Here is a 12343-nt window from a genome sequence, read left to right as displayed (position 1 = left end):
CATTTGTGAAACCGGCGGAAGGGGCCGTGTGAACGACAAGCACTCCACGCTGGATGCTGCCGCGGCGGCATCCGACGATTGCGGCTGCGCGCCCACGCCCGCCGAGAGCAAGGCCTTCTGGCAGAAGGGCTCTCTGACGCGCCGCAGCGCCATCAGCCTCGGCGCTCTCAGTGTCGTCGCGCTCAGCGCCTTCGGCGTCACCTCCGGTGTGACCGCCGCCTACGCCGCGTCGTACCCGAGCTGGGACGACGTCCAGAACGCCATGAAGAACGAGGCCGCCAAGGCCAACGAGGTCAAGCGCATCGAGGGGCTCATCCAGAGCCTCACCCAGAAGGTCGCCGACACCCAGGCCCAGGCCCAGATCGCGTCCGACGCCTACTACGTCGCCCAGCAGGAGTTCTTCGACGCCATCCGCGTCGCCGAGGAGCTGCAGACGCAGGCCGACGCTCAGGCCGCGATCGCCGACGAGGCGGCCACCAAGGCCGGTCAGGTCGCCGCGCAGCTGTACCGGAACGGCGGGGACGACACCTCGCTCGAGCTGTTCTTCGCTGGCTCCGCCGACAACGCCGACGAGCTGCTCTCGCGCCTCGGCACGATGGACAAGCTCCTCGAGTACAACCAGTCGGTCTACGACAACGCGGTCGCCGCCCGCAACTCGGCGCAGTCGCTGAGCGACCAGGCCGTCGTCGCGCGCACCGAGCGCGACCGCCTGCAGCAGGTCGCCGAACAGAAGATGGTCGAGGCCCAGGCCGCCGCGGATGCCGCCCAGGCCGCTCTCGACGAGCAGACCGAGAACCTCGCCACCATGGAGGCTCAGCTCGCCGCCCTCAAGAGCAAGACGGCGACCACGGTCGCCAGCTACAAGGAGGGCGTGCGCAAGGCCGAAGAGGAGCGCAAGCGTCGTGAGGCCGCCGAGGCCGCAGCCAACGCCGGAGGCAACGACGGCGGCAGCAGCGGCGGTGGCGGCAGCCCCGGTCGCGGCGGCTGGGTGCGCCCGCACGGCGGTCACCGCAGCTCGGGCTACGGTCCTCGCACGCCGATCTGCGACTCCGGCGGATGCTCCTCGAGCTACCACTACGGCGTCGACCTCGCCAACGGCTGCGGTGCGGCGATCTACGCGGCGCACTCCGGCACGGTGGACGCAGCCTTCTACAACGGCGGCTACGGCAACTACATCCGCATCCAGCACGGCGGCGGCATCGCGACCGGGTACGCCCACATCAAGCCCGGCGGCTACGCGGTGCGCAGCGGCCAGTGGGTCGAGGCCGGTCAGGTCATCGCCTACGCGGGGAACACCGGCGGGTCGTTCGGATGCCACCTCCACTTCGAGGTCTACATCAACGGCGGCTACACCAACCCCATCAACTTCATGGCGGGCAAGGGCGTCTCGGTCTGAGCCTCCTTCCGTCACGCACGAGACCCCCGGCCGCTGAGCGGAACCGGGGGTCTCGTGCGTCGGGCCGATGGCCCGTCGGGCAGGTGTCAGTGGCCCTGCTCGCCGAAGCGGACGATCGCCTCGTCGAGGATGCGCTGCGCCTCTGCCGCGTCGCCCCACTCGTCGACCTTGACCCACTTGTTGGGCTCGAGGTCCTTGTAGTGCTCGAAGAAGTGCGCGATCTCCTTCTTGGTGTACTCGGCGATGTCGCCGATGTCCTGGATGTGGGCCCAGCGGGGGTCCTTCGACAGCACGGCGACGAGCTTGTCGTCGCCACCGGCCTCGTCGCTCATCTTGAGCACGGCGACCGGGCGGACCTCGACGACGACGCCGGGGTAGATGGCGTGGTCGAGCAGGACGAGCACGTCGAGCGGGTCGCCGTCCTCGCCGAGGGTGTTGTCGAAGTAGCCGTAGTCGGCCGGGTATCCGAAGGTCGTGTAGAGCACGCGGTCGAGGTGCACTCGTCCGGTCTCGTGGTCGACCTCGTACTTCACGCGGCTGCCGCGCGGGATCTCGATGACGGCGTCGTGTGCGCCCATGCGTGTGCTCCTCAGAAAAGACGGGTGGATGCCGCGCACTAGCCTACCCGCGGGGCGCTCCCCGGCGAGTCGCCGCCTGCGCGGCGTCCGCCGATCCTCCGGAGCACCTTCGTGACGACGCCGCTGAGCAGCAGGACCAGGAGACCCGCGTAGCCGTAGGGCTGGACGAACACGGCGATGGCCAGCGCGATCAGGAACAGGATGATCGCCGCGAGGTCGCCGATCACCCCGGCCTGCGCGACTTCGGCAGGCGTGGTCGTAAGGTCGGGGTGGCGCAGCAGGTACAGCCAGCCGGCCAGTGTGGTCACCTGGGTGAGGATGAGGGTGCCGATGTACACGACGGCCTGCAGGGCATCCGTGTCCATCTGACCGATCATCGCAGTGGGCACAGGCAACCAGACGATGGTCGCCATCCATGCGACGTTGATCCACAGCAGCGGCGCCGTGATCCACTCCGCGTCGCGGTACTGCCGGTGGTGGCCCATCCAGAAGGTGGCGATCAGGACGAAGCTCAGACCGAAGCTGAGCAGCTGGCCCGAGTGCTCGGTGAAGAACTCGGCGGTCGTCAGCCTGTCGGCGGCGGCCTCGGACACGGACTCCATCAGAGGCAGGATCAGCAGCGTCATCGCGATGGCGACGACCGCGTCGACGAACGCCTTGAACCGCTCGGTCCGGAACCTCAGCACCTGTTCAGTCACGGCGCCAGGCTAGCGTGGACGCGTGCCCTCACTCTCACCCGCAATCGCCGAGATCCGCCTGGCCGTGCGCACCGCGCTCGCCGATCTGCCGGAGGGCTCGACGGTGGTCGTCGCGCTCTCGGGGGGAGCCGACTCGCTCGCGCTCGCCGCAGCCACAGCCTTCGAAGCACCGAAGCGGGGGATCCGCGTGGGGACGCTGACCGTCGATCACGGGCTGCAGGACGGGTCGGATGCCGTCGCCTCGCGCGCTGCGCAGACGGCAACCGCGCTCGGCCTGGGCGCGTTGATCGTGCGGGTCGACGTGGGAGGCGAGGGGGGACCCGAGGCCGCGGCACGCGAGGCCCGGTATCGAGTGCTGGCGGATGCCGCGGCCGACGTGAAGGCCTCGGCGGTGCTCCTCGGCCACACGCTCGACGACCAGGCCGAGACCGTGCTGCTCGGGCTCGCTCGCGGGTCCGGTGCCGCGAGCCTGCAGGGCATGGCCGTCACGCGCACCGACGACGACGGCCTCCGCTGGGTGCGGCCGCTGCTCGGCGTGCGTCGCGAGACGACGCGGGCGTTCTGCGTGGCATCCGGACTCGAGGTCTGGGACGACCCGCACAACACCGACGACAGGTTCGCCAGGGTGCGGGTGCGCGAGCGGGTGCTGCCGGTGCTGGAGGCCGAGCTCGGTCCGGGTATCGCCGAGGCTCTCGTCCGCACCGCCGAACAGCTGCGGGAGGACGCCGAGGCGTTCGACGAGATGATCCACGAGACGATCGAGGACATCGTCGAGCACGCGGAGGCCGGGATCTCGGTGAGCGTCGCGGCCCTCGCCGCCAACCCCGCGGCACTGCGCAACCGGATCATCCGCCTCGTCGTGGACAGCGAGTTCGGCGTGAGCCTGACCCGGCTGCAGACGCTGGAGGTGGCGAGGCTGGTCACGGACTGGTCGGGTCAGGGGCCGATCGACCTGCCGGGGTGCTCGGCTGCCCGTGCCGGTGGGCGGGTCGTCTTCACTGCTCGATAGCGACGACACTGCGGCCCCCTCGAGGGAGGCCGCAGTGCTGAGTCTCCAGGCGGTCTGCTACTTCTTGCCGCCGCCGAGGAGACCGCCGAGGATGTCGCCGATGCCGCCTCCGCCGCCGGACGAGTTGCCGCCGCCGAGGAGCCCGCCGAGGATGTCGCCGATGCCGCCGCCCGAGGAGCCGCCGGAGGAGTTGCCGCCGCCGAGGAGTCCGCCGATCACGTCGCCGATCCCGCCGCCACCGGAGGGTGCCTCCGCGGAGCCGGAGCCCGTGGACTTGCCCTTGTTCGCGTTGGCGATCAGGCCCATCACGATCGGGGCGAGGATCGGCAGCAGCTTGCCGAAGTCGATGCCGGCGGTCTCCTTGGACTCGGTGAGCTTCTGCGTCACCTTCTCCTTGTCGGAGCCGAGGATGTGCGAGACGATCTTGCCGCCGTCGGCCTGATCGATGTCGTCGACCTTCGCAGCCCCTGCCGTTCCCTCGTGGCGCTTCAATGCGTCCTCGATGGCGGAGGAGCCCTCCGGCGTGGAGGCGTTCTTGGCGAGGCCGCCCAGCAGCACCGCACCGCCCTGCTCGACGGCTGTCTTCGCGACGTCGGGGGAGACCCCCAGTTTCGCGGCGATGTCATCGATCGGGACCTGCGTGAGGATGTCGTCGAGAGCCATGGGAAGTTCCTTCCGTCAGGGGCGTCCGCCCGTCACACCGCCCAGAGTAGTGCGGATGCTGCGGACGCACCCGGAATATCGCTCGTGCCTCTGCTGATCCGTGGCGGGAGCATCGGTGCGCGTCACCTAAAATCGATCCATGCGCGCCGCGGAAATCCAGGACGACCTTGACCAGATCCTCGTCACAGAGGAGGAGATCCTCGCCAAGCTCGACTCGCTCGCCGCTCAGGTCGCGATCGACTACGAGGGGAAGGACCTGATCCTCGTCGGCGTGCTCAAGGGCGCCGTCATGGTCATGGCCGACTTCGCGAGGGCGCTGCCCTTCCACGCCCCGATGGACTGGATGGCCGTGTCGAGCTACGGCGCGAGCACGAAGTCCAGCGGCGTCGTGCAGATCCGCAAGGACCTCGACACCGACCTGAACGGCAAGCACGTCCTGATCGTCGAGGACATCATCGATTCCGGACTCACGCTCAGCTGGCTTCTCGAGAACTTCGGGTCGCGCGGCGCCGAGTCGATCGAGGTGCTGGCGCTGCTGCGCAAGCCGGAGGCTGCGAAGGTGGTCATCGACTGCAAGTACGTCGGCTTCGACATCCCCACCGACTTCGTGGTCGGGTACGGCCTGGACTACAACGAGCGCTACCGCAATCTCCGCGACGTCGCGGTGCTGGCGCCCCACGTCTACAGCTGAACCGCTTCTGCCGACACCGCTACGCCGTGGGTGAACGCACAGCGGCCACCTAGGGCGTGCGCGATACGCTGATCCGACCATGGATGTCAAGAAGCTCACTCGGAATCCGCTGATCTACGTCGCTCTGATCGGTCTGCTGCTCTTCGGCGGCTTCCTGCTGATCTCGAACCTCGGCGCGCCGAAGCAGATCACGACCCAGGAGGGTCTGAAGCTGCTCGCCGGCGAGTCCGTCACCGAGGTCGTCACCACCGATGGCGACCAGCGCGTGGACATGACGCTGTCGAAGGCGTTCGAGGGCTCCGAGAACGTGCAGTTCTACTACGTCGAGGCTCGCGCGGACGAGGTCGTGAAGGCGATCAACGACGCGGATCCCAAGGACGGCTTCAATGACGCCGTGCCGCGAGCGACCTGGTTCGACGGCATCCTCTCTCTCCTGCTTCCGCTCGTGCTGCTCGGCCTGCTGTTCTGGTGGCTGCTGTCCTCGATGCAGGGCGGCGGCGGCAAGGTCATGCAGTTCGGCAAGTCCAAGGCCAAGCTCGTGAACAAGGAGACGCCGACGGTCACCTTCGCCGACGTCGCCGGTGCGGACGAGGCCATCGAGGAGCTCCACGAGATCAAGGAGTTCCTGCAGGACCCGGCCAAGTTCCAGGCCATCGGCGCTCGCATCCCGAAGGGCGTGCTGCTGTACGGCCCTCCGGGAACGGGAAAGACGCTGCTCGCCCGCGCGGTCGCCGGCGAGGCGGGAGCCCCGTTCTACTCGATCTCGGGTTCTGATTTCGTCGAGATGTTCGTCGGTGTCGGCGCATCGCGAGTGCGCGACCTGTTCAACGTGGCCAAGGAGAACTCGCCCGCCATCATCTTCATCGACGAGATCGACGCGGTCGGCCGTCACCGCGGTGCAGGCATGGGCGGCGGGAACGACGAGCGCGAGCAGACGCTCAACCAGATGCTCGTCGAGATGGACGGCTTCGACCCGAACGCGAACGTCATCGTGATCGCGGCGACGAACCGTCCCGACATCCTCGATCCCGCGCTGCTGCGCCCGGGCCGTTTCGACCGTCAGATCGGCGTCGACGCCCCCGACCTCCGCGGTCGTCAGAAGATCCTCGAGGTGCACAGCAAGGGAAAGCCCCTGGCCAAGAGCGTCGACCTCGAGGTCGTCGCCCGCAAGACCCCCGGCTTCACGGGTGCGGACCTCGCCAACGTCCTGAACGAGGCCGCGCTGCTGACCGCCCGCTCCAACGCGCAGCTGGTCGACAACCGCGCCCTCGATGAGGCCATCGACCGTGTGATCGCCGGCCCCCAGCGTCGCACGCGTGTGATGAAGGACAAGGAGAAGCTCATCACCGCCTATCACGAGGGCGGTCACGCGCTCGCGGCGGCGGCGATGAACTACACCGACCCGGTGACGAAGATCACGATCCTTCCGCGCGGCAAGGCGCTCGGCTACACGATGGTGCTGCCGCTGGATGACAAGTACTCGGTGACGCGCAACGAGCTGCAGGACCAGCTCACCTACGCGATGGGCGGCCGCGTCGCCGAGGAGATCATCTTCCACGACCCCACCACCGGCGCGTCCAACGACATCGAGAAGGCGACCTCGATCGCCCGCAAGATGGTGATCGAGTACGGGATGACGACGCAGGTCGGTCCGGTCAAGCTCGGCTCCGAGGGCGGCGACATGTTCGTCGCGCGCGACATGGGCCGCGGCCGGGAGTACTCCGAGAAGGTCGCCGAGCGGGTCGACGCCGAGGTGCGCGCACTCATCGAGCAGGCGCACAACGAGGCGTACGAGGTGATCAGCGCTAACCGCGAGATCCTCGACCGGCTCGCGCTCGCCCTCCTCGAGGAGGAGACGCTGGACCACAACCAGATCGCGGAGATCTTCACCGAGATCAAAAAGCTCCCCGAGCGTCCCCTCTGGCTGTCCAGCGAGGCCCGGCCCGTGTCGGAGCGTCCGCCGATCGAGGTTCCCAAGAAGGACGTCTCCCTCGCGGCGTCCGTCGAGGCGCCGGCAGCGGCACCGCGCACGCAGTCCGGCTCGGCGGGCGCCGGGCAGGCTCGACCTGCGACGGCCTGAGTCGTGGCAGTCGACCGCGCACGCGTCGAGCGGCTCACGCGGGAACTGCTCGAGGCGATCGGGGAGGATCCCGACCGCCCCGGTCTGAAGCAGACGCCGGCGCGGATGGGAGACCTGTACGCGGAGTTCTTCTCCGGAGTGGGGGAGGATGCCGGGGCGCCGCTCGCGCACACGATCAGCGTCACGCGTGGCCCTGCCCCTGACACTCTCGCGTCCGGCGCGGTCCTGCTGAGGGACATCCGCTTCCGCTCCGTCTGCGAGCACCACCTGCTGCCGTTCGCCGGTCGCGCGCACATCGCGTACCTGCCGGGCGAGCAGGTCGTCGGACTCGGCGCCCTGGTGCGGGTCGTCGAGATCCTCGCCACGCGGCCGCAGGTGCAGGAGCGCCTCGGCGAGCAGATCGCCGACACGATCGCGGAGCACCTCGACACCCGCGGCGTGCTCGTGGTGCTCGATGCGAGCCACGGCTGCGTGACAATGCGCGGCGGGCGACAGCCCGAGGCATCGACCCTCACGATCGCCGCCCGCGGCGAGTACACCGAGCCGATCGCACGCGCGGAGCTCATCGCGCTGATCGGGTCCTCCGGCGCGGGGACGGCGCACGGATGACAGGCATCTGGGGCATCGTGAACGTCACGCCGGACTCGTTCAGCGACGGCGGACGCTATCTCGACGTCGATCGCGCCGTCGAGCACGGCCTGCGGATGCGCGCCGACGGCGCCACGGTGCTCGATGTCGGCGGGGAGTCGACTCGGCCGGGAGCCGAGCGGGTCGGAGCAGAGGTCGAGCAGGAGCGCGTGCTCCCCGTCATCGAGCGGCTCGTGGCCGCCGGAGCGCCCGTCAGCATCGACACGCTCAACGCCTCGACCGCCGCAGCCGCCGTCCGCGCGGGGGCGCGCATCGTGAACGACGTCTCCGGGGGGCTGGCCGACGCCGACATGCTCGCCGTCGTCGCGGGGTCCGGTGCGGACTACGCCATCGGTCACTGGCGCGGATTCTCCGATGACATGTATGCCCGCGCCGAGTACCACCGGCCGGCCCGCGAAGTGGCAGGCGAACTGCAGGAGCGGGTCAGTGCGGCCGCTGCTGCAGGGATCGCCCCGTCGCGCCTGATCGTCGATCCCGGTATCGGGTTCGCGAAGGCGGGCGCCCAGAACTGGGATGTGCTGCGCGGTCTCGACGAGATCGTCGCCCTGGGGCCCCGCGTGCTCGTGGGCACCTCGCGCAAGCGGTTCCTCGCCGAGACGCTGCAGCGAGCGCATACCGACGCCGAGGTGTCGGAGGCTCGCCGCGACCTGGCCACCGCCGTGACGAGCGCCCTGGCCGCACGCGCGGGCGTCTGGGCCGTCAGGGTGCACGACGTCTGCGCGACTCGCGATGCCCTCGCCATCGCCCACGCCTGGGAAGGATGACCATGGGTTCCCTCGACGAGATCGTCCTCACCGGCCTCACGGTGTTCGGCAGGCACGGCGTCTACGACCACGAGCGCGAGAACGGGCAGGAGTTCACGGTCGATCTGCGCCTGAGGATGCCGTTGCTGGATGCCGCGGCATCCGACGACGTGGCCGACACCGTGCACTACGGCGAGCTGGCCGAGCAGGTCGCGGCCGTCGTCGCCGGTGAACCCGTCGATCTGATCGAGACGCTTGCCGAGCGCATCGCGGAGGTGGCGCTCAGCGATCATCGCGTGCGCGAGGTCTCCGTCACCGTGCACAAGCCGCACGCGCCGATCGCCCTCACCTTCTCGGATGTCGCCGTGACCGTGCACCGGTCGCAGAAGCAGCCGGCCGCAGAGGAGCCGCGATGAGCAGGAATCTGGCGAACCCGCCGAGCGTCCCCGGCCCCCGTCCCGGTCGCCGGGAGGCGGTCGCCGTCGTCGCCTTCGGCGCCAACCTCGGCGACCGCGAGGCGACGATCCGTGCGGCCGCTGAGCGCATCGCCCGCCTTCCTCTCGTCAGCGATGTCCGGCTGTCGTCGCTCGTCGAGACCGTGGCCCTGCGTCTCGACGGTCCCGACCCCGACGCTCCGGGGTACGTCAACGCGGTGGCGCTCGTGAGGACGCGACTCGCCCCGTCGATCCTGATGGGCATGCTGCACGCCATCGAGGACGAACACGGACGTCAGCGCCATGAGCGCTGGGGCGATCGCACGCTCGACCTCGACCTGATCGCCTACGGCGACGAGTCCTCGGACGAGGAGGACCTGCAGCTGCCGCATCCGCGCGCAGCCGAGCGGCTCTTCGTCCTCGAGCCGTGGTTCGAACTCGACCAGCGCGCGGCGCTCCCCGGGCACGGCCCCATCGCCGACCTCATCGCCCGGCTGCGTGCGGAGGACCCGTCGTGAAGCGCACCTCCGTGGGGGTCCTCATCGTCCTCGCCGTGTTCGCGGGCGCCGGGGGGTTCGTGCTCGACCACATGCTGACGGCGATGGGGCGCACGACGTTCACTCCGTCGCTGCTGCTTCCGGTGCTGCTGCTGCTCATCGGGGCGGCCTCCCTGGGGGTCGCATGGCCGGTGCGATCGAGCGTCCGCGACGGCGTCCGAATCGACCCGTTCCGCGCCACCAGGGCGGTCACCCTCGCCCGCGCCTCCAGCCTGCTCGGAGCGATCATGGCGGGCTTCGGCGCCGGACTGTTCGCGTTCCTCCTGTCGAGGCCGATCGATCCCCCGGTAGGGTCGACTGTGGCGATGCTGGCGCTGATCGGAAGTGCGATCGTGCTCGTCATCGCCGCGCTCGTCGCCGAACAGTTCTGCACACTGCCGAAGGATCCTGATGACTCAGAACCCACAGATCGAGCCGGGGACCCCGGCCCCGCTGAATTCGGCGGAGGTCACTGACCTCGGAGCCCTGGACCGGGGCACGTACTCGCAGCTGCGCACCGCGCGCAGCGAGGCGAGGCTCGAGCTCGACGGGTCGTGGCACCAGATCTCGCCGCGCTACGTCGTCTCGCAGGTCGTGCAGAACGCGATCTTCATCGCGGTCGTGCTGGGGATCGCGGCCGTCCTCGCGCTGTGGCTGCAGCAGACCTGGGTGTGGATCCCTGCCGGCGTGATCATCCTCATCACGCTGCTGACCCTCGTGATCCTGCCCCGACAGGCCAAGGCCATCGGATACATGCTCCGCGCGGACGACATCGTCTTCCGCAAGGGCATCCTCTGGCAGCGGATGATCGCCGTCCCCTACGGGCGCATGCAGCTCGTGGACATCACACAGGGTCCGCTCGACCGCGCCTTCGGCGTCTCGCAGCTCAAGATGGTGACCGCGGCGGCCACCACCGGCGTGCAGATCCCCGGCCTCGCCCAGGCTGCGGCCGAAGCCCTGCGCGACACGCTCATCGAGGTCGCCGAGACCCGCCGGACGGGCCTGTGAGCGACCAGCAGCTGCCCGCACCCGCATCCGCCTCCCCATCAGGAGAGCAGGGCGGCGTGCGTGCGGAGAACGCGACGCTCGCCGACGGCGAGTGGCATCGGATGCATCCGCTCACCCCCCTGTTCAAGGGCGGGCTGGCGCTGATCATCATCGCGGGTATCGCGATCGCGAACCTGCGTGACCGGCTGATCGCCTGGGTCGTCGACCTCTTCACTCCCGAGGAGGCGCACTACGACGACTACAACGGCGGCGACCCCGTCGACTGGGTCCTCTCGAACAACCTGATCCTCGTGGTGCTGCTCGGCGTGCTCGCGCTCGTCCTGGTGCTCGTGGCGATCTTCTGGTTCATCTGGCGATTCCAGCAGTTCCGCATCACCGGCGACCACGTCGAGGTGCGCAAGGGCATCGTCTTCCGCTCGCACCGCCGCGCTCCGCTGGACCGCGTGCAGGGCGTGAACCTCACGCGCCCGTTCCCCGCTCGTCTCATCGGACTCGCGAAGCTCGAGGTGGCGGGCGCCGGAACCGACTCCAACGTCGAACTCGAGTACCTCGCGACCGCTCGGGCGGAGTCGGTCCGGTCGGACATCCTCCGTCTCGCGTCGGGAGCACGGGCGGCGCGGCAGTCCGGGCTCATCGGCGCCCCCGGTGCCCAGCCGGTCCCGCAGGAGGGATCGGCAGCACCCGGCGCACCCGGATCCATCCGCGGACAGCTCGTGGGCTCGATGAACGAGGGCGTCAACGGTCTGCTCGCCGGAGTGGACCTCGCCGACGTCGAACCCGAGAGCATCGTCAAGATCCCGACGGGACGGCTCATCGGGTCCCAGGCGATCTCGGGTCTGCTGTGGCTGGTGTTCTTCGGAGTGATCTTCGGCGTCGCGATCGGCTCGATGGCCATCGCCTCCGTCTTCGACGACGACCCGATCGAGGGGCTCCTCGGTCTCGGCATCAGCCTGGGAATCGGGATCCCGATGGTCATCGCCGTCGTGGGTATCACCTGGGCGCAGATCTCGAAGTCGCTGCGCTACTCGATCGCCCCGACGCGCGACGGTGTGCGGATCACCTACGGCCTGCTGACCACCGTGACCGAGACTCTGCCACCCGGCCGGATCTTCGCGGTCGAGGTCACGCAGTCGCTGCTGTGGCGTCCGTTCGGCTGGTGGACGATCCGGATCAACCGCATGAGCGGCAAGAGCGCCGCGCAGCAGTCGTCCGGCTCCGCCCAGCAGTTCAGTGTGGTGCTCCCGGTGGGTAAGCGGGCAGACGTCGAGCGCGTGCTCGCGCTGATCCTTCCGGATGCGCCGGTCGCCGACATCCCGCTCGTGTGGGAGCACGGCATCCTCGGTCCGGTCGAGGGAGACCCGTACCGCACCATCCCGCGTCGCGCCTGGTGGCGACGACCGCTGTCCTGGAAGCGCCACGGCTACGCGCTGACGGAGTTCGGACTCCTGCTGCGCCGCGGCATCGTGTGGCGCAAGCTCGCGATCTTCCCGCTCGCCCGACTGCAGGGAGTGTCGCTGTCGCAGGGGCCGATCGACCGGGCGCAGCGCGTGTCGGGAGCTCAGGTGCATTCGGTGCAGGGGCTCATCACCGGGTATCTCTCGGGCCTCGAGCGGGACGACGCGCTCCATCTCATCGACAGCGTCAGCGCCGCGGCGGCCGCCGCAGCGGCTCGCGACCACACCCACCGCTGGGGGGAGTACGTGACGGAGGCCGACGGGTCGCCGGTGCCGGGTGGATACCCCGGAGCCGCGAGCGAACAGGGTCCGCCTGCGCCGCCGGTGGGTCCGCCCACGCCGCCGGCTGGGCCGCCTGCGCCTCCGGTTGCGCCGCCTGCTCCGCCGGTTGCGCCGCCTGCTGGT

General features: G+C 69.6%; 14 protein-coding genes. 11 read left to right on the top strand and 3 right to left on the bottom strand.

The genetic code is table 11. The features are described from left to right. Positions 1-28 precede the first annotated feature (28 nt). The gene (locus tag ACESK8_RS00070; RefSeq protein WP_060926387.1) at positions 29-1396 is read left to right on the top strand and encodes a M23 family metallopeptidase; all 1368 of its coding nucleotides are present in this window, start codon (positions 29-31) and stop codon (positions 1394-1396) included. A gap of 86 nt (positions 1397-1482) precedes the next feature. Here the strand turns inward: ACESK8_RS00070 and ACESK8_RS00065 are convergent, their stop codons facing one another. Continuing rightward, on the bottom strand, positions 1483-1974 hold the full coding sequence (locus ACESK8_RS00065; RefSeq protein ID WP_060926386.1) for an inorganic diphosphatase: 492 nt from the start codon (positions 1972-1974) through the stop codon (positions 1483-1485). A gap of 38 nt (positions 1975-2012) precedes the next feature. Beyond that, positions 2013-2672 (bottom strand): TMEM175 family protein, encoded by a 660-nt coding sequence (locus ACESK8_RS00060; protein WP_372966747.1) that lies wholly within the window; start codon positions 2670-2672, stop codon positions 2013-2015. Positions 2673-2694: 22 nt separating this feature from the next. Between ACESK8_RS00060 and tilS the strand changes: the two genes are divergently transcribed. Next, positions 2695-3681 (top strand): tRNA lysidine(34) synthetase TilS, encoded by a 987-nt coding sequence (gene tilS, locus ACESK8_RS00055; RefSeq protein ID WP_372966746.1) that lies wholly within the window; start codon positions 2695-2697, stop codon positions 3679-3681. A 57-nt stretch (positions 3682-3738) separates the two neighbouring features. Here tilS and ACESK8_RS00050 read toward each other — a convergent pair whose 3' ends face one another. Beyond that, positions 3739-4344, bottom strand: a complete 606-nt coding sequence (locus ACESK8_RS00050; protein WP_372966745.1) for a DUF937 domain-containing protein — start codon at positions 4342-4344, stop codon at positions 3739-3741. A 139-nt stretch (positions 4345-4483) separates the two neighbouring features. On the opposite strand from ACESK8_RS00050, the gene hpt reads away from it, so the two are divergent. From hpt to ACESK8_RS00005, 9 genes are all read left to right on the top strand, one after another. Next, entirely contained in the window at positions 4484-5035 is a 552-nt protein-coding gene (hpt, locus tag ACESK8_RS00045) for a hypoxanthine phosphoribosyltransferase (protein ID WP_372966744.1), read from the top strand. Positions 5036-5114: 79 nt separating this feature from the next. Then, entirely contained in the window at positions 5115-7115 is a 2001-nt protein-coding gene (ftsH, locus tag ACESK8_RS00040) for an ATP-dependent zinc metalloprotease FtsH (RefSeq protein ID WP_372966743.1), read from the top strand. Between the two features lie 3 nt (positions 7116-7118). Then, positions 7119-7724, top strand: a complete 606-nt coding sequence (gene folE / locus ACESK8_RS00035; protein ID WP_372966742.1) for a GTP cyclohydrolase I — start codon at positions 7119-7121, stop codon at positions 7722-7724. Then, positions 7721-8527: a dihydropteroate synthase gene (gene folP, locus ACESK8_RS00030; protein ID WP_372966741.1), complete on the top strand. Its 807-nt coding sequence runs from the start codon at positions 7721-7723 to the stop codon at positions 8525-8527. The genes folE and folP overlap by 4 nt, the downstream gene beginning before the upstream one ends. 2 nt (positions 8528-8529) lie before the next feature. After that, positions 8530-8922, top strand: a complete 393-nt coding sequence (gene folB, locus ACESK8_RS00025) for a dihydroneopterin aldolase (RefSeq protein WP_372966740.1) — start codon at positions 8530-8532, stop codon at positions 8920-8922. Beyond that, entirely contained in the window at positions 8919-9458 is a 540-nt protein-coding gene (folK, locus tag ACESK8_RS00020; protein ID WP_372966739.1) for a 2-amino-4-hydroxy-6-hydroxymethyldihydropteridine diphosphokinase, read from the top strand. The genes folB and folK overlap by 4 nt, the downstream gene beginning before the upstream one ends. Then, a complete protein-coding gene (locus ACESK8_RS00015) occupies positions 9455-9952 on the top strand; it encodes a DUF3180 domain-containing protein (protein WP_372966738.1) in 498 nt (165 codons plus the stop codon). Before folK ends, ACESK8_RS00015 begins: the two co-directional genes overlap by 4 nt. Continuing rightward, complete coding sequence (locus ACESK8_RS00010) at positions 9888-10484, top strand: PH domain-containing protein (RefSeq protein ID WP_372966737.1); 597 nt, start codon at positions 9888-9890, stop codon at positions 10482-10484. The genes ACESK8_RS00015 and ACESK8_RS00010 overlap by 65 nt, the downstream gene beginning before the upstream one ends. Next, positions 10481-12343, top strand: a 1863-nt coding sequence (locus ACESK8_RS00005; RefSeq protein ID WP_372966736.1) for a PH domain-containing protein, incomplete at its 3' end; no start/stop codon positions are given. The genes ACESK8_RS00010 and ACESK8_RS00005, both read left to right, overlap by 4 nt.

This window comes from Microbacterium sp., assembly GCF_041641055.1.
Lineage (GTDB): Bacteria > Actinomycetota > Actinomycetes > Actinomycetales > Microbacteriaceae > Microbacterium.
This window is presented reverse-complemented; position numbering and strand designations above follow the sequence as displayed.

What these genes read in the sequence shown, in the direction of transcription:
- ACESK8_RS00065 (WP_060926386.1), bottom strand. Translation starts at nt 1,974, where the DNA reads ATGGGCGCACACGACGCCGTCATCGAGATCCCGCGCGGCAGCCGCGTG.
- ACESK8_RS00050 (WP_372966745.1), bottom strand. Translation starts at nt 4,344, where the DNA reads ATGGCTCTCGACGACATCCTCACGCAGGTCCCGATCGATGACATCGCC.
- hpt (WP_372966744.1), top strand. Translation starts at nt 4,484, where the DNA reads ATGCGCGCCGCGGAAATCCAGGACGACCTTGACCAGATCCTCGTCACA.
- ftsH (WP_372966743.1), top strand. Translation starts at nt 5,115, where the DNA reads ATGGATGTCAAGAAGCTCACTCGGAATCCGCTGATCTACGTCGCTCTG.
- folP (WP_372966741.1), top strand. Translation starts at nt 7,721, where the DNA reads ATGACAGGCATCTGGGGCATCGTGAACGTCACGCCGGACTCGTTCAGC.
- folB (WP_372966740.1), top strand. Translation starts at nt 8,530, where the DNA reads ATGGGTTCCCTCGACGAGATCGTCCTCACCGGCCTCACGGTGTTCGGC.
- folK (WP_372966739.1), top strand. Translation starts at nt 8,919, where the DNA reads ATGAGCAGGAATCTGGCGAACCCGCCGAGCGTCCCCGGCCCCCGTCCC.
- ACESK8_RS00010 (WP_372966737.1), top strand. Translation starts at nt 9,888, where the DNA reads ATGACTCAGAACCCACAGATCGAGCCGGGGACCCCGGCCCCGCTGAAT.